The sequence below is a fragment of the Stenotrophomonas sp. genome, assembly GCF_050737075.1.
Lineage (GTDB): Bacteria > Pseudomonadota > Gammaproteobacteria > Xanthomonadales > Xanthomonadaceae > Stenotrophomonas.
The window spans coordinates 14,468-37,502 of record NZ_JBOHXV010000014.1 but is presented as its reverse complement, the minus strand read 5'-3'; the positions used below and the strand labels follow the sequence as shown (position 1 = coordinate 37,502).

At 66.6% G+C, this 23,035-nt stretch carries 14 protein-coding genes; 8 read left to right on the top strand and 6 right to left on the bottom strand.

The features are described from left to right. Positions 1-71: 71 nt before the first annotated feature. Entirely contained in the window at positions 72-1,298 is a 1,227-nt protein-coding gene (gene ftsZ / locus ACREPD_RS05180) for a cell division protein FtsZ (RefSeq protein ID WP_431598320.1), read from the top strand. A gap of 173 nt (positions 1,299-1,471) precedes the next feature. Further along, positions 1,472-2,383, top strand: a complete 912-nt coding sequence (gene lpxC / locus ACREPD_RS05175; protein WP_431598319.1) for a UDP-3-O-acyl-N-acetylglucosamine deacetylase — start codon at positions 1,472-1,474, stop codon at positions 2,381-2,383. Between the two features lie 316 nt (positions 2,384-2,699). On the opposite strand, the gene ACREPD_RS05170 is transcribed toward lpxC, so the two are convergent. Continuing rightward, positions 2,700-3,140 (bottom strand): DUF721 domain-containing protein, encoded by a 441-nt coding sequence (locus tag ACREPD_RS05170; protein ID WP_421570391.1) that lies wholly within the window; start codon positions 3,138-3,140, stop codon positions 2,700-2,702. Between the two features lie 6 nt (positions 3,141-3,146). Beyond that, entirely contained in the window at positions 3,147-3,335 is a 189-nt protein-coding gene (locus tag ACREPD_RS05165) for a hypothetical protein (protein ID WP_431598343.1), read from the bottom strand. Here ACREPD_RS05165 and ACREPD_RS05160 point away from each other — a divergent pair. The 4 genes from ACREPD_RS05160 to ACREPD_RS05145 all read left to right on the top strand — a co-directional run bounded on the left by ACREPD_RS05160 (position 3,249) and on the right by ACREPD_RS05145 (position 14,777). Beyond that, entirely contained in the window at positions 3,249-4,103 is an 855-nt protein-coding gene (locus ACREPD_RS05160) for a peptidoglycan DD-metalloendopeptidase family protein (protein ID WP_431598341.1), read from the top strand. The genes ACREPD_RS05165 and ACREPD_RS05160 overlap by 87 nt on opposite strands. 164 nt (positions 4,104-4,267) lie before the next feature. Next, on the top strand, positions 4,268-7,000 hold the full coding sequence (gene secA / locus ACREPD_RS05155; RefSeq protein WP_431598318.1) for a preprotein translocase subunit SecA: 2,733 nt from the start codon (positions 4,268-4,270) through the stop codon (positions 6,998-7,000). 314 nt (positions 7,001-7,314) lie between these two features. Further along, a complete protein-coding gene (locus tag ACREPD_RS05150) occupies positions 7,315-10,851 on the top strand; it encodes an autotransporter domain-containing protein (RefSeq protein WP_431598317.1) in 3,537 nt (1,178 codons plus the stop codon). A gap of 278 nt (positions 10,852-11,129) precedes the next feature. Next, positions 11,130-14,777: an autotransporter domain-containing protein gene (locus ACREPD_RS05145; RefSeq protein ID WP_431598316.1), complete on the top strand. Its 3,648-nt coding sequence runs from the start codon at positions 11,130-11,132 to the stop codon at positions 14,775-14,777. A 696-nt stretch (positions 14,778-15,473) separates the two neighbouring features. Here ACREPD_RS05145 and ACREPD_RS05140 read toward each other — a convergent pair. Then, on the bottom strand, positions 15,474-17,066 hold the full coding sequence (locus ACREPD_RS05140) for an MASE1 domain-containing protein (RefSeq protein WP_431598315.1): 1,593 nt from the start codon (positions 17,064-17,066) through the stop codon (positions 15,474-15,476). 395 nt (positions 17,067-17,461) lie between these two features. Here ACREPD_RS05140 and ACREPD_RS05135 point away from each other — a divergent pair, with 395 nt between their 5' ends. Next, the gene (locus ACREPD_RS05135) at positions 17,462-18,436 is read left to right on the top strand and encodes a Nudix family hydrolase (RefSeq protein ID WP_431598314.1); all 975 of its coding nucleotides are present in this window, start codon (positions 17,462-17,464) and stop codon (positions 18,434-18,436) included. A gap of 30 nt (positions 18,437-18,466) precedes the next feature. On the opposite strand, the gene ACREPD_RS05130 is transcribed toward ACREPD_RS05135, so the two are convergent. From ACREPD_RS05130 to metF, 3 genes are all read right to left on the bottom strand, one after another. Continuing rightward, positions 18,467-20,404: a hypothetical protein gene (locus ACREPD_RS05130; protein WP_431598313.1), complete on the bottom strand. Its 1,938-nt coding sequence runs from the start codon at positions 20,402-20,404 to the stop codon at positions 18,467-18,469. Between the two features lie 117 nt (positions 20,405-20,521). After that, positions 20,522-21,112, bottom strand: a complete 591-nt coding sequence (locus ACREPD_RS05125) for a hypothetical protein (protein ID WP_431598312.1) — start codon at positions 21,110-21,112, stop codon at positions 20,522-20,524. A 53-nt stretch (positions 21,113-21,165) separates the two neighbouring features. Beyond that, positions 21,166-21,993, bottom strand: coding sequence for a methylenetetrahydrofolate reductase [NAD(P)H] (gene metF / locus ACREPD_RS05120; protein ID WP_421570467.1), 828 nt, complete (start codon positions 21,991-21,993; stop codon positions 21,166-21,168). Between the two features lie 124 nt (positions 21,994-22,117). On the opposite strand from metF, the gene ACREPD_RS05115 reads away from it, so the two are divergent. Next, the gene (locus tag ACREPD_RS05115; protein ID WP_431598311.1) at positions 22,118-22,999 is read left to right on the top strand and encodes a TIGR01777 family oxidoreductase; all 882 of its coding nucleotides are present in this window, start codon (positions 22,118-22,120) and stop codon (positions 22,997-22,999) included. The last annotated feature ends 36 nt before the right edge of the window (positions 23,000-23,035 follow it).

The following is a 23,035-nucleotide window of genomic DNA, read 5'->3' as shown; positions in this document are numbered from 1 at the left end:
CAACATGCAGCGCGAAGGCAGGACGCCTGGACGCCCATGCCACCAGAAGCGGATATAACGAGGACACGGACATGGCGCATTTCGAACTGATTGAAAAGATGGCACCCAATGCGGTGATCAAGGTGATCGGCGTGGGCGGCGGCGGCGGCAACGCCGTGGCGCACATGGTCAGCACCAGCGTGGACGGCGTGGAATTCATCACCGCCAACACCGACTCGCAGGCCATCAAGAATTGCGGTGCCAAGCTGCAGCTGCAGCTGGGTACCAACGTCACCAAGGGCCTGGGCGCAGGCGCGAACCCGGAAGTGGGCCGCCAGGCCGCACTGGAAGACCGCGAGCGCATCATGGACGCCCTGCAGGGCGCCGACATGGTGTTCATCACCGCCGGCATGGGCGGCGGCACCGGTACCGGCGCTGCGCCGGTGGTGGCACAGCTGGCCAAGGAGATGGGCATCCTGACCGTCGCCGTGGTCACCAAGCCGTTCCCGTTCGAAGGCCGTCGCCGCATGCAGGTTGCGCTGAAGGGCATCGAAGAACTGAGCCAGCACTGCGACTCGCTGATCACCATTCCGAACGAAAAGCTGATCACCGTGCTGGGCCGCAACGCCACCATGATCCAGGCCTTCCGTGCCGCCAACGACGTCCTCCAGGGCGCCGTGCAGGGCATCGCCGACCTGATCGTGCGTCCGGGCCTGATCAACGTCGACTTCGCCGACGTGCGCACCGTCATGTCCGAAATGGGTCTGGCGATGATGGGTACCGGCACCGCGCGTGGCGATGACCGCGCCCAGGCCGCTGCCGAAGCCGCCATCCAGAACCCGCTGCTGGACGATGTGAACCTGGCCGGTGCCAACGGCATCCTGGTCAACATCACCGCCGGCGCCGACTTCACCATGGCCGAGTTCGACGAGATCGGCCGCACCATCGATGGCTTCGCGTCTGAAGATGCCACCGTGGTGGTCGGTACCGTGCTGGATCCGGACATGCAGGACGAAGTCCGCGTGACCGTCGTGGCCACCGGCCTGAACCGTGCCGTGGCTGCCAAGACCCAGCGTCCGGGCGAGCGCGCGCCGATCAAGCTGGTCCGCAATGCCACCACCGGCCAGCCGGAATTCGGTGACTTCGACAATGGCGGCGACGCCGTGTCCAAGGCCGTCGGCGGCATGGGCCTGGGCCTGCGTCGTCCGAGCGCGGACACCGTGGCGGCCTCGGCTCCCTCGGCATCGGGCCCGGCAACGGCTGAACTGCCCAACGATTACCTGGACATCCCGGCGTTCCTGCGCCGCCAGGCGGACTGAGGAGTGCCGGCCGGGGTCTTGTCCTCCCCGGTAAGCGCCTCCATGTCCCTTGCTGCCGGGCCAGGATAGGCCCGGCAGTCTGCCGCCTCCGGTTCAGAAAGGAGGGGTGGTACTGCGTGTTATTCTTGTTTGTCACTGTCGCGCTGACTGCGCGCTTTCCCGGTTGGGCCCCCATGATTCCGCAACGCACCCTCAAGAACACGATCCGCGCCACCGGCGTTGGCCTGCACAGCGGTGACAAGGTCTACATGACCCTGCGCCCGGCACCGGTCGACCATGGCATCGTGTTCCGGCGCGTGGATCTGGACCCGGTGGTGGAAGTGCCCGCACGTGCCGACCTGGTCACCGAAGTCACCCTGTGCACCGGGCTGACCTGCAACGACGCCAAGATCCAGACCGTCGAACACCTGATGTCGGCCCTGGCCGGTCTCGGTGTGGACAACATCATCGTGGAACTGTCCTCGGCCGAGCTGCCGATCATGGACGGTTCCTCGGGCCCGTTCGTGTTCCTGCTGCAGTCGGCGGGGATTGCCGAACAGAACAAGGCCAAGCGTTTCATCCGCATTCTCAAGACGGTGGAAGTCACCGAAGGCGACAAGGTCGCCCGCTTCGAGCCCTATGAGGGCTACAAGCTCGGTTTCACCATCCAGTTCGACCACCCGATGATCCCGGCCAAGCAGTCGCGCGCCGAGATCGAGTTCTCCACGGCGGCCTACACCAAGGAAATCTCCCGCGCGCGCACCTTCGGGTTCATGCGCGACCTGGAGTACATGCGCGAGCGCAACCTGGGCTTGGGCGGTTCGATGGACAACGCCATCGTGCTCGACGAATTCCGCGTGCTCAACGACGACGGCCTGCGTTATGCCGACGAGTTCGTGCGCCACAAGATCCTCGATGCGATCGGCGATCTGTACCTCGCCGGCGGCCAGGTGCTGGGCGCCTACGAAGGCTTCAAGTCGGGCCACGCGCTCAACAACAAGCTGGTCCGCGCGCTGCTGGCAGATGCCTCGGCGTGGGAGTGGGTGAGCTATGACGCGGCGGCCGATGCGGCGCCGGTGGTGTATGGGGTGCCGGCTTACGCTTGATCGGGTGCCCGGCCCTTGCAGCCACCCATGGGGTGGCTCTCCACCGTAGGGTGTTGATTTTATTCGGTTATTTGCGGCGCTTCGGCGCCGTTTTGCGTTTTCGGGGTTAACGCCGCGTGATCTTGATGTCGGTGAACCGTCTACGTACCGGCGTCACGGATTTGTGAACCCGATCCGGTTTTGGGCCGGATTTAACTTAATTTTAATAAAAGACTAACGACTGGACGGCCAACGGCAGCTACGATGCTCCCCGGCTCCCCGCCAGATTCACATGATCGTGACGACGGCGAGGAAGGGGCGGGATGCCCCGATGCTTTCAGGACTTGGAGGAATCCACGTCCTGGAGACAAGCCAACGCGTCGCGTAGCCCTTTGTGCGTGGCGGCTGAAACTGCGTGGGGGCCATTCCGGTTGTCGATCGCTGGGGAGCGTGGAGGAGGGGCAGACGCAGTTTTGACGGTCACCTTGGTGACCTTCAGCCCGATGGACCGGGCCGCGTCGATCAACTGAGCCTCGGCAAGCCGGACTTTGGCGTGCCAGACAGGAGATTCGACGACAAAAACGAGGTGCTCGCCGTTCACATTCGCCAGCCGGCAACGGGTGGCAAGGGTGGGAGGCAAATGGGGGCGCAATTGACGGTCCAGCGCGTCGAGCCACAGGGCACGACGCAGCGGGTTGCCGGCCTTGTCTCCCATGACTGCATCCAACGCCGGTTTCGGCGTTGAGGCAGGACGGGCACTGGATTTCGGCTCAGACATGAAAACTCACTGATGGCATTCAAAAAGATCGTAATCAAAACGCGTGAAGGAAAGGCCAAGACGCCGCTGACGCGTTTGCGTTTTTACTTCGAAGACAGGCCCCGCGCCCTGCTGGGCAGTGTACTCGGGCTGGGTTGCCTGATCGGCGTTGGTGCCGGTTTCGGTGGCAGCCAGCTCAATGATTCCCGGCTTCATGCCAAGGTCGCCCAGCAGGAACGTGAGCTGGTGCAGGCCCGGGCAGAGGCCCAGACTCAGGTGAACGCCCTGGCCGCCCGCATGGGCGAGCTGCAGGCGCAGGCCACCCGGCTGAACGCCCTGGGCGAACGGCTGACCCAGATGGGCAAGCTGGAAGACGGCGAGTTCGACTTCAACGAGACCCCCGGCCTCGGTGAAGGCGAGCCTGGCCCTACCCAGGACATCCCGGCCAGCGCGGTCAACGCCGACTTACAGGTGCTGGAGCAGCGCTTCGCTGCTTCAGGCCGCCAGCTCTCGGTGATGGAGTCGCTGCTGTTCGACCACCAGCTGGAGCAGAATTCGGTGCCGGGTCGCATGCCGATCCGCAACACCTACATCACCTCCAACTTCGGTACCCGCAGCGATCCGTTCGGCCGCGGTGCCGCCACCCACAAGGGCATGGACTTCCACGCCAAGGTCGGCGACCCGGTCATGTCCGTGGCCGACGGCGTGGTCAGCTTCGCCGGCGTGAAGGGCGGCTACGGCAACGTGGTCGACGTGGACCACGGCAACGGCTATGTCACCCGCTACGCGCACAATTCGCGCCTGGTGGTGAAGCCGGGCGACCTGGTCCGGGCAGGGCAGGAAGTGGCCAAGGCCGGTTCCACGGGCCGTTCCACCGGTGCCCACGTGCACTTCGAGGTCTGGGAACGCGGCCAGGTGGTCAACCCGCGCAAGTTCCTGGGCGATGGCGGCAATACCCCGGTCGGGCGGGTTTCCCGCGGCTGAGGGCGCCATCTGGCGGATCGACGGCGCTTGAAACCAAGCGCCCTCGTCCCAAGCTACAATGGGTGTTGCCATAGACAGGGCGCGATGCGCCCTGTTTCGTTTGCGGCGGGCGGCTCCCCAGGGAGCGTCGCCGTTGGGGCGTCTCATTCCAACCGGTTCCTTCAATGATCAACAGCCTGCTTACCCGCGTCTTCGGCAGTCGTAATGAACGACAGCTGCGCCAGCTCAACCGCATCGTCGCCAAGATCAATGCGTTGGAGCCGGAAATCGAAAAGCTCTCCGACGAGCAGCTCAAGGCCAAGACCCCGGAATTCAAGCAGCGCATCGCTGACGGTGAAGCCCTGGACAAGGTGCTGCCGGAAGCCTTCGCCGTCTGCCGCGAGGCCAGCCGCCGCGTGCTCGGCATGCGCCACTACGACGTGCAGCTGATCGGCGGCATGGTCCTGCACCTGGGCAAGATCGCCGAAATGCGTACCGGTGAGGGCAAGACCCTGGTGGCTACGCTGCCGGTCTACCTCAACGCGCTGGAAGACAAGGGCGTTCACGTGGTGACCGTGAACGACTACCTGGCCCGCCGCGACTCGGCGCAGATGGGCAAGCTGTACAACTGGCTGGGCATGAGCGTCGGCGTGGTGTACCCGGGCATGCCGCACAGCGACAAGCGCGAGGCCTACGCCAGCGACATCACCTACGGCACCAACAACGAATTCGGCTTCGACTACCTGCGCGACAACATGGCGCTGTCGCGTGCCGACCGCTACCAGCGCGGCCTGCACTACGCCATCGTCGACGAAGTCGACTCGATCCTGATCGACGAAGCGCGCACCCCGCTGATCATCTCCGGCCCGGCCGACGACTCCCCGGAGCTGTATATCCGCGTCAACCGCGTGGTGCCCAGCCTGATCCGCCAGGAAGCCGAAGAAGGCGAGGGCGACTTCTGGGTGGACGAGAAAGGCAAGCAGGTGCACCTGTCCGAGGCCGGCATGGAGCATGCCGAGCAGCTGCTGGTCGATGCGGGCATCCTCAATGCCGAGACCGAAGGCCTGTACGCCGCGCAGAACCTGACCGTGGTCCACCACCTCAATGCCGCGCTGCGCGCGCATGCCATCTACCAGCGCGATGTGGATTACATCGTGCGCGATGGTGAAGTGGTGATCGTGGACGAATTCACCGGCCGTACCCTGGCCGGCCGCCGCTGGTCGGATGGCCTGCACCAGGCGGTGGAAGCGAAGGAAGGCGTGCCGGTCCAGCGCGAGAACCAGACCCTGGCGAGCATCACCTTCCAGAACCTGTTCCGCATGTACAAGAAGCTGTCCGGCATGACCGGTACGGCCGACACCGAAGCCTACGAATTCCAGAGCATCTACGGCCTGGAAGTGGTGGTCATTCCGACCAACCGCCCGACCATCCGCAAGGACTCGCCGGACCAGGTGTTCCTCAACCGCAACGGCAAGTTCAATGCGGTGCTGCTGGACATCCAGGAGTGCAACAAGCGCGGCCAGCCCGTGCTGGTCGGCACCACCTCGATCGAAACCTCGGAGATGCTGTCCGAGCACCTGCGCAAGGCCGGCGTGCACCACGAAGTGCTCAACGCCAAGCAGCATGATCGCGAAGCGACCATCATCGCCAACGCCGGCATGCCCGGTGCGGTGACCATCGCCACCAACATGGCCGGTCGCGGTACCGACATCGTGCTCGGCGGTTCGCTGGAAGCGCAGCTGCACGAGCTGGGCGAAGAGGCCAGTGCCGAGCAGCGCGCCCAAGTCAAGGCCGACTGGCAGGTTCGCCACGACCAGGTCAAGGCCGCCGGCGGCCTGCACATCGTGGGCACCGAACGCCACGAATCGCGCCGTATCGACAACCAGCTGCGTGGTCGTTCCGGCCGCCAGGGTGACCCGGGCTCGTCCCGCTTCTACCTGTCGCTGGAAGACAACCTGATGCGCATCTTCGCCTCGGACTGGGTCCAGAAGGCGATGCGCATGATGGGCATGAAGGAAGACGACGTCATCGAAGACCGCCTGGTCAGCCGCCAGATCGAAAAGGCGCAGCGCAAGGTCGAAGCGCACAACTTCGACATCCGCAAGAACCTGCTGGACTTCGACGACGTCAACAACGACCAGCGCAAGGTGATCTACGCCCAGCGCGACGAGCTGCTGGACGCCGAGTCGGTCAAGGAAAACGTCGACGGCATCCGTGGCGACGTGATCTACGACATCGTGGCGCGCTTCGTGCCGCCGAACTCGATCGACGAACAGTGGGACCTGCCGGGCCTGGAGGCCACGCTGGCTTCTGACCTGGGCGTGCAGATGGACGTCACCGGCCTGGTCAAGCTGCATGAAGAGCTGGACGCCGAGGCGATCGCCGAGAAGGTACAGACTCGCATCGACGAGCACTTCGCGGAAAAGGAAGCCGGCGTTGGCGACGAGACCATGCGCGCGCTGGAGAAGCACGTGATGCTGACCGTGCTCGACCAGAGCTGGAAGGAGCACCTGGCCCGCATGGATTACCTGCGCCAGGGCATCTACCTGCGCGGTTACGCGCAGAAGCAGCCCAAGCAGGAATACAAGAAGGAAGCATTCGAGCTGTTCTCGGAAATGCTGGAGAACGTCAAGCGCGAAGTGGTGACCCTGCTGGCCCGCGTGCGGATCCGCAGCGAAGAGGAAGTGGCCGCACTGGAGCAGGCCGAGCGCCAGCAGGCCGAAGCGCGCCTGCTGCAGTCGCAGTTCCAGCACCAGAATGCCGGTGGCTACGGTGCCGACGAAGAAGCGGCCGAAGTGGAAGCCCAGCGCAATGGCGTTTCGCAGGTCACCCGCGAGGAAGCCAAGGTGGGCCGCAACGATCCGTGCCCCTGCGGCAGCGGCAAGAAGTACAAGCACTGCCACGGTCAGCTGAGCTGATCGCAGCAGATGCGAAAGGGGAGCCCCGCGAAAGCGGGGCTTTTTTTTGTGCTGCCGTTCGTGCAATGCGACCCGGCGCGTACGCGGTTGTGTGATCTGTTGCGCTGAAACCTCACTTTCAGGAAACGCCGACAGGGAGGCGTGGCGCATCCTCACCCGCTTCTCGGATGTATCTCAGAGGCGCGCGAAGGAGTGCGCAGTAACGTCCTCAGCCCTGCCGTGGGGGCGCTGCTCCCGCGTCAGAACCGACACGCGTTACGTGCCACGGCACGCGGGCGCGTCGCGTTTCCCTGAGTCGCCATCCATGGAGTGTCATGAACAGGATCCATCGCCCGGTGCGCCAACGCACCTCCATCCCTTCTCCCTTTCTGCGCCAGGCCAACGCCCGCGTGCGCCGCCGCTCGCCGCTGAGCGCTGCCCTGCTGGTTGCGCTTGGCGTATCGGCCGCCTGCCTCCCCGCGGCCTTCGCGGCCGTGCATGAGTTCAGTGCCGACGAGACGGTCAACGACACGCGCCAGTACGCGGAAGGGTTCCGCATCAATGCCGCCGCCACCATCGATGTCGCCGGGGCGGGGATGATTACCTCCGGCGCGGCCGTAACGCTGGGTAGCGCGCAGAGTGACCACGGCAGCCTGCGTCTGGCCGGTGCGGGCCCACGCCTGGTCGTGCAGGGCACCCGGTCCATGCGTGTCGGCGACGGCGGCACCGGCCAGTTCCGGATGGACGGCGGCGCCGAGGCCACCATCTGGAGCCTGCTGGCAATGGGGTTCAAGGCCGGCAGTACGGGCACCACCGAGGTCAACGGCGACGGCACCCAGCTGTCCGCGGGCTGGTTGCAGGTGGGTCGCGCCGGCAACGGTGCGCTGCACATCGCGGACGGTGCGTCGGTCGTCACCACCCGGTCCTACACCGGCGCCAACAACCACGGCCTCAGCATCGGCGCAGAGGAAGGTTCCACCGGCATCGTCAGCGTGGGCAGTCGCGGCACCCTGAAGGTCACCGACAACTACCTGCGCGTGGGCGAGGCGGGTACCGGCGTCCTCCACATCAACGACGGCGGCCTCGTGGTCGCCGAACGTGGCGTGGGCGTGGGTACCGATGCGGACGGGATCGGCAGCATCATGGTCAACGCCGGTGGGCAGTTGAAGACCGCCCAGCTGACCCTGGGCGGCGGCACGCGTTCCAGCGGCTCTCTCGGCATCAGCGGCACGGGCGCGCAGGTGGACGCCAGCAACGTATGGGTGGGCTCCCGCGGCGATGGCACATTGCGTGTGGAAGACGGTGGCGTGCTGCGCGCGGACACCGAGGTGCGTGCGGAGCGCTACGACGGCCTGGGTGCGGGGACGTTCGGGCAGAAGGGCCGGATCGACGTCCGTGGTGCCGGTTCGGCGATCGAAGCGCCGCTCGTTCACACCACCAATGAACTGTTGATTGAAGGCGGTGCCTCGATCCGCTCCGACACGGCCCTCATCAAGGATTCCTACGCGGGCGGCCCGGCAGTGGCCACCCTCACCGGGGCCGGGTCGAACTGGACCAACCGCGGTGCGATGGAGATACGTGGCAACGCCGACGTTGTGGATGGCGCCACCCTCGAGACCGATACGCTGGCCGTTTCCGGCGGAATCAACTCGGCCACGCTCGAGGCGAAGCTGGTCAACGAACAGGTCCGTGTCAGCGGTGCCGGATCATCGATCCGCGCGTCCAACGGCATTGCGGTCGGCGCCGGCGTCTTTGAGCCGTACGGCATGCTGAGCGTTGCCAACGGCGGTGTTCTCGATGGCGGTACCGGGTTCGCGCTGGGGTTATCGGGTTATCTGGTCGTGGGTGGAGGCGTGGACCAGTGGGTCGCGTCCGTCGGTCCGTCGTGGCGACCGGCCGAGGCCGCGGGCGAACTGTCCGGCGCGCCGATCGAGATGGAGGCTGGCGCGGGCGGTCTGGTGTTCAACCACACCGGCAACATTGAACTGGCCAACACCATCAGCAGCGCGAGCTGGAACGCCGGTGCGGTGACCAGCGTGGCCGGCACCACCACCCTCAGTGGCGACCTCGGCGCGTTTGGCGGCGACGTCAACGTGGCGGGCGGCATGTTGGTCATCAACGCCGACATGTACACCGGCCAGGACCACGTCCACGCGGACCTGTGGCCCGCACAGCAGATCAACGTCAGCGGCGGCACATTGGTGCTCAATGGCAGTTCGGGCTTCCGGCAGGCCTTCGATGACTCCAACGGCAGCCGCGTTGTACGCAGCTCGAGCGTGCGCGTGCGCGATGGCGGCATCCTGGCCGGTAACGCGACCGTGGGGCGCACGGAGGTGTCCAACGGCGGCGTGCTCTCGCCCGGCAACGGCGGGGTCGGCACGCTCACCATCGATGGCGATCTGTTCGTCAACGCAGGTGCCGGCGATGCAGCAAGCGTGGCGTCCAAGGCGTTCTACGATGTGGATCTGCTCGGCAACGGTCACGCCGATTTCATCGCCGTTACCGGCAAGGCGCATATCGGTCGTGGCGCCGACATCGCCGGCAACCACGGCGACGCCGGCGTGCGCGCGACCGGCCTGGACCCGGCCGTCAGCTACCAGCAGGGCCACACCTACGCGATCCTCGACGCGGCCGGCGGCATCGACGGCGGCTTCGACGATGTCAGCTCGACCTCGGCATTCATCACCCCCACGCTGACCCGGACCGACACCCAGGTGCTGTTGAACATCGCCGTCAACAACCCGGACGCAGTGCTGGACCCGGCGGCCGGCGACGAGGCGCCGCCCGCCGTGTTCCGCACCGTGGCCGTCACCGGCAACCAGCGCGCCACGGCAGCCGCACTGGATTCGCTGACGCAGTCGGGCGACGCGTTGGCGTTGTACAACAGCCTGCTCATGCTGGATGAGGCCGCCGCCCGCGTCGCGTTCGACGCATTGTCCGGCGAGGTGCATGCCAGTGCCCGGGCGCTGCTGCTGGACGACCGCTTCCTGCGCGACGGCATCTCCCAGCGCCTGCGCCCCGACCCGAGCATGACCCCCAACGGGTCGTCGGCGTGGGTGGTCACCAGCGGGATGTCGCAGCGGCAGAATGGCAACGACGGTGTCGCCGGCACCCGCAACCACCGCCAGGGTCTGATGGCAGGGTACGACTGGACGTTTGGCGAGCACTGGACGGTAGGCCTGGCCGGTGGACCCGAATCGCTGCGCCAGCAGATCCACGAGCGCACCGCGACCACCGAGGTGGACGCCCTGCATGGCGGCCTGTATGCCGGGTTCCGCGGCGACCAGGCCTGGGTGCAGGCGGGCGCCAGCTATGTTGACTACGCCGTGGAAACGCGCCGCGCGTTGGGGGCCGGCAGTGCCTGGGCGCAGACCCTGGAGAGCCGCCAGGACGCGCATGCGGTGTCGGTGTTCGCCGAAGGCGGCTGGGACATCGAACTGGATGCGCTGACCCTGAGTCCGTATCTGGCCGCGGCCTACACCCGCCTGTCGAGCGAGGGAACGGTTGAAAGCGGTGGCAGTGCGGCACTGGCCATTGCCGCCAGCAGGGACGAGGTGTGGACCACGACGGCGGGCGTTCGTGCCGCGTGGGACATCAGCGGCGGCCAGCAGGATAGCGCCCGCCTGGAGGCGGGGCTGGCGTGGCAGACCGCGGCGGGTGAACTGCGTGCGGAATCCCGTCACGCGTTCGTGGCGGGCAGCGACGCCTTCACCGTCAGCGGCGTGCCACTGGCGCGCAACGTGGGCATCGCCGAGCTGGGTGTGTCGGTCAAGCCCACCGACAACAGCCGGCTGTCGATGTTCGCGCAGGGGCGTGCCGGAGGCGGCCAACGCGAGGTCGGCGCTCAGTTGAACTGGAGCGTGGCGTTCTGATCGCATCGGATCGGGCGCGATGAAGTCGAAAAGACCCCGCAGCGATGCGGGGTTTTTTTGCCCCGCGAAGTGCGACGTGAATCACATAAATTCACATGGAACGAGCTGAAACAGCGCTGCAGGTGACGCATCTGGCGTGTCTTATGGGTGGCGAGCGCCACCCCCAGGCATTACCCTGTGCCTCCGGCCGCGGAAGGGGTTCCGCTGCGGGAGTGTCGCGCACCTGTGCCACGGGGAGTGGCCGCGTCGCGTTTTCGAGTCGCTATCCATGGAGTGTCATGATCAGGATTTTTCGCCTGATGTTCAACCGCACCACCGGCCTGATGCAGGTCGCTTCCGAGCTTGCTTCCACGCACGCTTCCCCCGCGCAGTCCACCGCAGCCGTGCATCGCCGCGCGCCGTTGTGCGCCGCCATGACGGTGGCGCTGGGACTTTCCGCCGCCTCGCTGCCGTCGGTATCTGCCCAGGTTTACCCCTACACGGTTGATGAGACCATCACCACGCCGACCTCCCATTTCAACGGCTTCATGGTCGGCCCGATTGGACCCACGCCGGTCACGGTGACCGTGACCGGCAGCGGCACGCTCCTGTCCAACAGCGGCGGCGCGTCGGTGGCCACCAATGCAGGCAGCGAGGGCACCCTCACTGTCAACGGTCAGCAGGCCCTGCTGCAGGTCGACGGCAGCGGTGCGACGCTGGTGGGCGCGAGCGGCAAGGGCACGTTGAACGTGCTTGGCGGTGGTAAGGCGGACTTGAGCGGCCTGCTTGCGTTGGGCTCCGCGGCCAACGGCACCGGTCTGGTGGTGGTGGACGGCGCCGGTTCGTTCCTCAACGCCGACGTCATCGAGGTGGGCCGCTCGGGAACAGGCACGCTCAACATCGCGAACAACGCCAAGGTCGAGGTGCGCAACACCGGCGGCAGCTATGGCATGAACGTCGGCGCTCTCGCCAGCGGCAATGACCGCAGCACCGGCATCGTCAACGTTGGCAGCGGCGGCGAACTGAGCATCATCAACAACGCGCTGCGCCTGGGTGATGCCGGTACCGGTACGCTCAACGTGGACAACAATGGCAAGGTCACCGTCGGCGGCGATCTGCTGATGGGCGTCCAGTCCGGCGGCGTTGGAGCGCTGAACGTGAATGCAGGGGGCACGGTCACACTCGCGACCGGCAAAACGCTGAACATTGGCGTGGCGCAGGACGCGGTGAGCACGGTGACCATCGACGGCATCGGCGCAGTGGTGAACGCGCCCAACGTGGTCGTCGGCGGCAACGGTGGCGGCATTCTGAACGTGCAGAATGGTGGCGTGCTCAACGCAAGTGCGCTGGTGGCCGAGGTCGGTGGCAACAACCCCAACCGACTTTCGACGATCAACGTGAGTGGCCCGAATGCGCGCATCAACGCCGGCACCGTGGAGCTTACTTCGGTGCAGCTCATGCTCGGCGGCTCCATCGTGTCGAACACCGCGCTGATCAAGGACAGTTCGAGCATCTCAGTGGCGCCCAGCATGATTCTGGAAGCCGGCTCGCACTGGGCCAACAGTGGTCTGATGACGGTCAACAGCTCCTTCAATGTCATGGCGGGCGGGCGGTTGACCAGTGACAGTCTGCAGGTGTCCGGTGGCATCAACGCTGCCACGATGAGCCCTGCCGTCGTGACCGAAGGTGTGCACGTGAGCGGCGCGGGTTCGCTGATTACCGCCACCAACGGCATCACCGTAGGCGCAGCGGCCAGTGAGCCGTTCGGCCTCCTTATTGCCAGCGATGAGGGCCGCATCGACGCGGGCACCGGCCTCACCCTGTCCGGCAACGGCTTCCTGGTGCTGGGCGGGGAAGCGGCCAACTGGACGACGGCCACCGCAGCCTTCAATTGGAAGGCGGCCGAGACCGCCGGTGCGATCTCCGGCGCGCCGATCGACATGCAGGCCAACGCCGGCGGCCTGGTGTTCAACCACACCGGCGACATCAGCCTGGCCAACACCGTGCGCAGCGTGCCCAGCGGCACCACCTGGACCGGTGGTGCACTGATCAACGTGGCCGGCGACACCACGCTGACCGGCGACCTCAGCGCGTTCGGCGGCAAGGTCGACGTGCGGGCCGGCACGCTGGTGCTCAACTCCAACCTGTACACCGGCCAGGGCTACACCGACCCGTCGCTGGCGCTGCCCCAGCAGATCGATGTCTCTGGCGGCACGCTGGTACTCAACGGCAGCGCCGGCTTCCAGCAGACCCTCAACCTGGGCGGCACCACCAGCGTGGAGCGCAGCTCCAACGTCAATGTTCGCGACGGCGGCGTGCTGGCCGGCAATGCCACCGTGGGCGATACCTATGTGACCAATGGCGGTGTGCTCTCGCCGGGCCGCGGCAACGTGGGCACGATCACCGTTGACGGAAATCTGTTCTTCAACGCGGGCGTATCGGGCGCGGTCTCGTCGGCCGCGTTCTACGACGTGGACCTGCTCGGCAACGGCCAGGGCGACCTGCTGAAGGTCACCGGCCAGGCCTTCGTAGGTCGCGGCTCGAACCTGGCCAACAACGGCGACGCGGTCATGCGCGTGAACGGGCTGGACCCGGCCACCAGCTACCAGAACGGTCGCACCTACACCGTGCTGGACGCTGCCGGTGGCGTGCAGGGCGGCTTCGACGGGGTGAGCTCGCGGTCGGCCTTCATCACGCCCACGTTGAGCCATAACGGCAACCAGGTGGTGCTGACCATCGCGGTCAACAATGGCGGCACCACGCCGGTCGATCCGGGTAATCCGGGTACGCCGGGGAATCCTGGCACGCCGGGTAATCCCGGTACTCCCGGTACTCCCGGAACCCCGGGCACGCCGCCGCCGGAAGTGTTCAATCCCGTGGCGCAGACCCCCAACCAGCAGGGCATTGCCAACGGCCTGAACAGCCTGCAGCAGTCCGGTGAGGCGCTGGCGCTGTACAACGCGCTGCTGATGCTCGACGAGGCGAGCGCGCGGACGGCCTTCAACGAGCTGTCCGGCGAAATCCACGCCAGCAACCGCGCGATGCTGCTGGACGACCGCTTCCTGCGCGAGGGCGTTTCCCAGCGCCTGCGGCCGGACCCGACCATGGCCGTGGAAGGCGCCTCGCTCTGGGTGGCCGGCAGCGGCAGCTCCAAGCGCCAGGACAGTGACGATTCGGCCGCGCGCGTGCGCCAGAACCGCGCCGGTGTGATGGCCGGCATCGACCTGAGCGTCGGTGGCAGCTGGACGCTGGGGGTGGCGCTGGGCTCGGAGCGGCTGCGCAACAAGGTCGACGACCGCAACGCCGACAGCGACGTGGACGCCCTGCACGCGGGGCTGTACACCGGCTTCCGTGGCGAGTCGTTCTGGTTGAACGGCGGCGCCAGCTACGCCGACTACCGCACGGACACCCAGCGTCGCGTGGGCGCCGGGCAGGCCTGGGCGCAGACGCTGGATGGTCGCCAGGACGCCAGCGCGATCACCGGCTTCGCCGAGGGCGGTTGGGACATCGAGCTTGACGCGCTGACGCTCACGCCGTACCTGGCGCTGGCCTACACGCGCCTGAGCAGTGATGCCTTCGCCGAAACCGGCGGCAGCGCGGCACTGGCAGTGGACTCGAGCGAGGACACGGCGTGGACCACCACCGCCGGCCTGCGTGCGGCCTGGGACGTCAGCGCGGACCAGGAAGGCGGCACCCGCATCGAGGCCGGTCTGGCCTGGCAGCACGGCGGTGGCGACCTGCGTGCCGACACCCGCAACCGCTTCGTGGCCGGCAGCGACCGCTTCACGGTAAGCGGCCTGCCGCTGGCCGGCGACGTGGCCATTGCCGAGCTGGGCTTCTCGTTCAAGCCCACCGACAACAGCCGCCTGTCGTTCTTCGCACAGGGCCGCAGCGGCGACGGCACCAGCGAGTTCGGCGGTCAGTTGAACTGGAACATCCTGTTCTGATCGAACGGGTTGGATGAAGCAAACGAAGGGCCCCGAAAGGGGCCCTTCGTGTTTTCTGGCAGGTGATTGGCGCAATGGTTCTGACGCGACGTCACGCGGCGTGCATACCTTTTCGGACGTAGTTCAACGCGGTTGCGCAGGGCCGTGGATACAGTGATCTCCGGGTCTATCCATTTGAACTTGGAGGTGGTTTGTGCGCCTTTTTCAGCGTGGTATTGCAGTATCTGTGGTGGTGTTGGCGGGGATGCCGGTGGCGGGTGCCGGGGCAACAAGATCGGAACATTCGACCGCGGCGTGTTGCTTGGGTGACGACAACACTGCGCAGCTGCATGCGAGTGAGGGGGAACCTTTGGTGGATCACACGGGGTTCGTAGTGGCGGGTTGCTGCCCGGGAGGAGACCACGGGCAACCATTGAACTCAACCGGATTGGGGCAAACACACCCGTCAGGGACTGACCTGAGTCTGGATGCAACTTGGCGGGTTTACGGATTCAAGCGCGATGGTGTGGAGTACTTCCAGGTCAATGATCTTGCAGGTCGTGTCCAGTTGATCGTCGGCAGCTTGGATGGGCTGTTCTGGGCCCTGCCCGCCGGCGAGGCGGTGAGTCACATGGTCCTGCCTCCCCAGCGGCCGCAGGTGTCGAAGAGCACAGTGCCGGTCGAGGTCTACCGACACCCTGCGTTCTCGTTGATGCGCTATCGTGTGGGCGACAGCGCGGTATGGTCGGTTGAGGCTCCCGGCCCTGCGCGCTGAGCGTCCGGGGCCTCCACGAACAACATGCGGATGCGATTGCGGCGGCACTGCACAGTGCCGCTGTAGGCGAGGGTGCGCCCTGGGAGCTGCTCGGTCGCCAGTGCACAGGTCGTCTCGGACAGCCGATGCTCTGGGTCAAGCATTGTCACCACGACCAGAATGCCCTCGCGGTTGCCCAGCCGCCCGCAGCGTGCATTGACGCGCAGCTGCCCGGGCTCATGCTGCAGCAGTAGGGACACCGCTTCGGTCAGTGTGCGGTAGGTGGCCAGCTGCAACGCTACCGTCAGGCGGCAGGGATCGCCAATCAACCGGGGTTGGGTCATGCGTTCGGTGTTCGACCAGGCCTCGCTAATGCCGCCTACCTGCAGCGCGAGGTACAGGCCCACATGTTCCAGTGCTGTGGGGTAGACCATGCTGGCCTGCTCGCGGAACTTGCGCGAGTACAGGCTCGACGCGCTGATCAGGTTGCGGGCGATCTCATGATGGCCCTGTCGCTTCAGCCAATCGGCGGTCTCACTGAGGTAGGTGTCGATTCCGTCGCCGATCCGGTTGATGTCCAGTGCGCGCTGCCGAAGGTCCATTTCACCTGAAAGGTGCGATGCCTTGGCCAGCGATGCGGCCCACTTGCCATCGAACGTATTGGATTTGTAGCGATGGTAGTGATCGCTGATGGTTGAGCCTAGTGCGAGCAATGCGGCACCAGCCACCGCCAGAATCTGCTGGACAGTGAACGTGGCAGAATCGAATGACCAAGGCTGGCCACTGGTAGGCATGAACAAGCCCACGATCAGATACAGCGAAGGGACCGCTATAGCCGAGCCACGCCAGCCATGCAGGCAGGTCAGCGCGATGGCCGGGAGTGCCATCAGCAGTTGCAGGCTGGTCGCGAACACTGTGTAGCTGGGTGGAATTTGAGTTGCTGAGTACCCCAGGGAAAGCATCAGGGAGAGCAACGCAATGGCTGGTATTGAGAACATCTGGTGCGGCCCCAGTGCCGTGCGCTGTAACCACAGCAATGCAAGAGGGGCCACTGTCAGAATGCCAATGAAATTTCCCAGCGTCTGATGTGCCGCCCTCGTTGGCAGTGGAATACTAGGTGGCGAAGGCCAAAGCAGCTGGGCCGCGTAAATGTTGATCAATGCAGCGGCTATGGCAACGGTGGCGGCCAACGAGAGCAACTGAACGCCCGGGATTCCAGTCAGCACGCTTCTTTGAACTCGAACAATGAGCGCTACAGCAGGCATTAGCAGTGCGGAGCAGATGATGGCCCAAGCGGGGCCGTACTTGTCTATCATCGGATAGCGCACTAGCGTCAGATGGGCATAATCCCCGAGGACCAGATAGGGCCAGAGCCTGACTGGGCATAGCAGTAGTGCAGCAACGCGAATACCTGCAAGCAGATTGAATTGATCAACCGATATCTGTCGCGCAGCTAAGCAGAGCAGTGCGTACAACGCCGCGACTAGCAGTCCATCTGGATAGATGCGCACGCTCAGTTTCAATTGAAGTCCATTTTTCCACCAGTGCAACAGCACGCTCCGCCTCCTGTTGAGTGCATGACGGCATCCACGTTGTGATGTCAGTGGGCGTCGGTGCGGGGAAGGTATCGGCGGTGCTTTGTGCAGGCAATTGAGCTGATGCACTTTCAGAATATGTTGAATGCGAACTTCGTCTTCGGACTTTGATGCGCATCACTCTGATAGTTGGATGCACTGCCAGTGCGAGTGGCTAACGCGACGTTTTCGGTGGCTTTCACGCACGGTTGGCGGATTGCATGGCATGGCGTCAACGGCGCGTTCTTTCAGGACACTTCCGTCCGGTCTACCGGCCCACGCGGCCGTTTGCGCGGCGGCGCCGGGTCGGTGAATGCGCTTCCGCGGCTCACCACGGGGGATTGCGCACCCCTGCGGTCATTCGGCATCCTGCCTGCATGCCATCCCCCAAACGCTCGATCCATGTCGTGGCCGGCGTCATCACCGACGCCCGTGGCCGCATTCTGCTCAACCGTCGCACCGAGAACAGCGACATGGCCGGCCTGTGGGAATTCCCTGGCGGCAAGCGCGAGGCCGGTGAGACCTCGGAGCAGGCGCTGGTGCGCGAGCTGCGTGAAGAGCTGGGGATCGAGGCCGAGGTGGGCGAGTGGATCATGGACGTGCCGCAGGTCTACCCGGACAAGCACCTGCGGCTGGAGGTGCGGCATATCCGCAGTTGGAAGGGCTCGCCGCGCGGTCGTGAGGGCCAGGCCATCACCTGGGTGACCCCGGACAAGCTGTCGCGCTATTCCATGCCGCCGGCCGACCTGCCGGTGGTGGCCGCGCTGCGCCACCCGGACCGCTACCTGATCACCCCCGAACCGGATGCGGATGACGCCGCCGCCCACCAGGCATGGGTCGCCCGGCTGGCCCGGGCGCTGGAGGCAGGCGTTCGTCGCGTCCAGCTGCGTACGCCCGGCAGTGCCGCGCGCATCGCGCTGGCCGAGCAGGCCGTGGCCCGCCACCGGGGCGGCGTGCAGTGGCTGCTCAACCGCGATATCGACCTCGCCCGTCGGTTGGGGGTCGGCGTGCACCTGGGCAGCGAACAGCTGCTGCAGCTGGATGCCCGGCCGCTGCCGGCCGGGCAGCTGGTGGCCGCCTCCTGCCACGACCTTGCCCAACTGCAGGCCGCCCAACGGCTGGGCTGCGATTTCGCCGTGCTGGGCCCCGTGCAGGCCACGACCAGCCACACCGACGCCACGCCGATAGGCTGGAACGGCTTTGAATCGCTGCGTGCGCAGGTGTCGCTGCCGCTGTACGCGCTGGGCGGGCTGGGCCCGGGCGACATCGTGGAGGCGCGCCGCCACGGTGCCCAGGGCATCGCCTCGATCAGCCAGCTGTGGGCCGGCGAGGCTGCTCCGGCCGGCCGCTGAGCCAGCGACGCTGCCGCGCACCTGCTGGGCTCAGCGCACTGGCGTACCCCCGGGAACCAGTGTGATGACCGCCTGCGGCTGCTCCCCGCCACCCTGCACCCGCACCGTACCCGTGCCCGGGCCATGAGGGCTGTGCAGGGAAAACGCGTAGAGGGTTCCCCATCCCAGCCCATGCGCATCGTCATCGCGTGCGGTCCAGCTCAGCCGGCCCGGCGCCGTGGAGACGGTCCAGTCGTTGTCGGGTTGCGCGTCGACATCGTGGAAGCCGACGCCGCCGGGATCGACCGTACCGGCCACCTCCATCGACAGTGCGCGCAGGCCAACATGGTCGTGCAGGCGCAGGTTCGAGCCGCTGCCGCCGAGCCGCGCGGTGCCCGCGTCGATGTTCATCAGCGCGTAGTCGTAGCGCCACAGGCCGTTGGGCAACTGGCGCGCCTTCATGGCCAGGATCGCGGTACCGCTGCCGGTGTGCACGCGGGTGTTGCGTTCGGTGGGGTGCTCGCTGCCCGGCGTGACCCAGCGGTCGATGGCCGGGCCCAGCGCATAGCCGCTGCTGCGGAACGTCCAGAGATTGTTCGACCAGCGCGGCCGCACCCGCTGGGTCGCCATGGAGTTGAGCGGGTTGATGTCGTCGCGCGCCACGTACCAGGTTTCAAACAACCAGCGTGCGCCGCGATGGGTGGTGGGCGAGACCTGCTGTTCGTTCACCCGCAGCCGGCCCTGGTACTGGTCGTCCTCCCTGGGATAGGTGGGCCGGCCGGTACAGTCGGGGTCGAACACGGAGCCACAACGTCCCCACTGCCCGCTGTGCGCGAGGATCTCGTTGCGCGGGGACATGATCCACAGCGCGTCATTGGTGCCGGCCGAATACAGGTCCTCGCAGCCCGGTCCCACCGCGAAGCCGGCAGGCTCATCGGGATACAGGCAGTTGCTGTTGATCGCGAAGAACGCATGCTTGGCCCACGACGCGCCGATCTGCTGCAGGCCGCCCTCGGCGTTGATGCGGTACATGCTCCAGACCAGGTACGGGTGCTGGTCGTTCTGGTACGGGCCGCCATCGTCGGAGAACATGCGCCGCCACGGAATGCTCGCGGCCCAGCGCGCGCTGCTTGTGCCCAGCGGGTCACCGGGAATGGTGGGTAGCAGCTCACCCGCGTTGAGGTTGTTCTTCAGTTCGGCATCCGGGGTGATCACCATCTCGCCATTGCCGGCGTTGCCACTGCACCCGTTGCAGCGGGTGAACTGCACCTTGTTCTCCAGCATCATCAGGTCGGTGCGGTAGACATCGCCGTCCGGTGCGGGCTCGCCGTCCCAGTGGCGCACCGGTGCCGCTACGCTCACCCGTGCGCCGGGCCGGGCCGCCTGGGTCTCAAGCCCCAGGCTGGCGATCACCCAGCCGGCGACCTCGGGCCTGCCGATGCGTGCCGCCAGCGCCGCGCTGATGCGCAGGTCCGAGGACACCACCGAGAGCCGCTGCCGCGTGGCGTCCAGCGTGGTCATCATCGCGTCCAGCTCGAACAGCACGGCGCCGCTGGCATCGAGCACGCCCAGGGTGTCGTTGCGGTCGGGCAGCGCGGCCAGCCGCAGCTGCTCAAGCGCGATGGGCGCTCCGTCCGGCAGCCGCAACTGGCCTGCTGCGGCGAGATGCAGGGCGCCGCCCTGATAACGCTGGATGGCGCCATGGCGCGCATCGACCGTGAGCGCATGCGCGCCGGACACCCCAAGTGCGGGACTGGCCACGGTCGCAGCGTGCGGTGCATGCACGCCCGGCATGTCCAGGCGCAGCCCCAGGCGTTCGGCCAGGTCTTGGTTCCACTGCAGCTGCACCTCGCCACCCGCGAACGACCACTGCCCGTGTGCAAGGAGCAGGGGAGTATCAGCGGCTGCCCAGCCCGGAGCGGCCGGCGCGAGCAGGGCCAGCAACAGCAGCGTGCGGCGCGCGGCAACGCGGTGTACATGCATGATCATCGGGAACCTCCTGTCATCGGAGGCGCCAGTATCCGGACGCGACTCAGGCGCGAATGTGCGCTGGTCTCTGCATTTCGGCGACCATCGAAAGAAGCAATCAAACGCCTGAAAAAGCGCTTAAAGCGTGATCCAGAAGCAGCCGTACTGGCGGCGCAGGCCGAACACGGTGCGTGCCGGCGTGGCCGTGTTGCCCAGGGTCTGTTCCAGCCGCAGGCCGATCGGGCGCGGACGGCCGGCTACCGGCGCGGCAGCCTCCACCGCCTCCACCAGCGTGGCGTCCGGGTTGGGTGGCGGCGGTGGCAGCGGCGCCTCGGTCTCGGGGTAGACCGGCGCGATGTCGATCAGCGGCCGCTGCACCACCGACTCCAGCCGGCCGATGATCTGGTTGGCGGCCGCGTTGGAGACGTTGCCCCACAGATAGATCGACGAGAGCCGGTTGACGTCCTGCAGGCTCACCGCATCGCGGATCTGCCCGGTCAGTTCGCTGAGCCGGCGCGCGCAGCCGGCGCGGTAGATGCCGGTGTTGCCGACCGATGCATTGCCCGCCGGCATGCGCGCGGTCGCGCCCAGCGCATCGCAGCTGCGGTCGGTGAACACGGTCTGGCCCTGCGCGTTGGTGCAGCGGTTCACGCGCTGCGCCTGTGCCGACGCCACGGAGGGGCCGCACAGGGCACAGAACGCCAGCAGGAGCAGGACAAGCAGTTTCATCGCAGCAGAGTAGCGGCGCCTGCGTTATCTGCAAGCGATTGCGTTTTCCGCGCTCAGCGGCCCAGCAGTTTCAGGACCTGGGTGGTCGGCTTGGCCAGGTTGAGGGTGTAGAAATGCAGCCCCGGCGCGCCACCGGCGAGCAGCCGCTCGCACAGCTGGGCCACCACGTCGGCACCGAAGGCGCGCACCGATTCGGCATCGTCACCGTAGGCCTGCATGCGCTTGCCGATCCAGCGCGGGATCTCCGCGCCGCACTGTTCGGAGAAGCGGCGCAGCTGGCTGAAGTTGGAGATCGGCATGATGCCCGGCACGATCGGCACCTGCACGCCGAGCTTGCGCACGGCGTCGACGAAATGGAAATACGCGTCGGGGTTGTAGAAGTACTGGGTGATTGCCGCGTCGGCACCAGCGTCGATCTTGGCCTTGAAGTGCTTCAGGTCCAGCAGGGCATCCGAGGACTGCGGGTGGGTTTCGGGGTAGGCGCCTACCTCGATGTGGAACGCATCGCCGTGTTCGGCGCGGATGAAGCTGATCAGTTCCGAGGCATAGCGCAGATCGCCGGGGTGGCCCATGCCCGACGGCAGGTCGCCGCGCAGGGCGACGATGCGGCGGCAGCCGATGGCGCGGTACAGTTTGAGCAGTTCGCGGATCTCTTCGCGGCTGCCGCCCACGCAGGACAGGTGCGGGGCCGCATCGAAGCGATGGTGCTGCTTGAGGTGGCGCACGGTCTCGGAGGTGTAGCTGAGGGTCGAGCCGCCGGCGCCGAAGGTACACGACACATACTCCGGCGCGTAGGACTTGAGCTTGCCGGCGGTGCGATCGAGCTGGGCGCGCTGCTCGTCGGTCTTGGGCGGATAGAACTCGAAGCTGATGGCGGTCATGGGCGGCGGCGGCGACGGGTGTGGACCCATCATATCGCTTCATCGCGATGAATGTGAAGTGCGTCGCACCCGCCGTGCACGGGGCCGGGTCTACTGTAGAGCGTATCGGTAGAGGGTAGCGACGATGGACATTCTGGTTACGGGTGGCACCGGCTTCATCGGGCGGCGCCTGTGTGCGCGCCTGTTGGCGCAGGGGCATGCGGTGACGGTACTGACCTGCCACCCCGGCCGCACAACGGTTGCCGGGGCGCACAGCGTCGCCCGGCTGGAGGATGTCGGCCCGGTGCAGGCGGTGGTGAACCTGGCCGGCGAGCCGATCATGCAGGGCCGCTGGACGCCCGCGCGCAAGCAGGCGCTGCTCGATTCGCGGCTGGGCACCACGCGCGGCCTGCTGGCGTGGATGGATGGTCTGCATGAGCGGCCGCAGGTGCTGGTGTCCGGCTCGGCGATCGGCTATTACGGCCCGCGCGGCGATGAGGTGCTGGACGAAGCGGCAGCACCCGGCCATGACTTCGCGGCGATGCTGTGCCGCCAGTGGGAGGCTGAAGCGTTCAAGGCCGAGGCGCTCGGGGTGCGCACCTGCGTGCTGCGTACCGGCATCGTGCTGGACCGCGACGGGGGCGCGCTGGCGAGGATGCTGCCGCCGTTCCGGCTCGGCGCGGGCGGCCCGATGGGCGATGGCCGGCAGTGGATGAGCTGGATCCACCGCGAGGATCTGGTGGGGCTGATCGTCTGGCTGCTGGAGCACGACAACGCCCGGGGCGCCTACAACGGCACCGCCCCCGAAGCGCTTCCCAATGCCGCCTTCGCGCGCACACTGGCGGCCAGCCTGCACCGTCCTGCGCTGCTCACCACGCCGGCCTTCGCACTGAAACTGGCGTTCGGCGAGATGGCGGGGCTGCTGCTGACCGGGCAGCGCGTGGTGCCGGCGCGTGCGTTGCAGGACGGCTACCGCTTCCAGTACCCGGAACTGGCGCAGGCACTGCACGCGATTCTCGATGGATGACGCGGGTTACCCTGTGCACCCTTTTGTGCCGCAGCG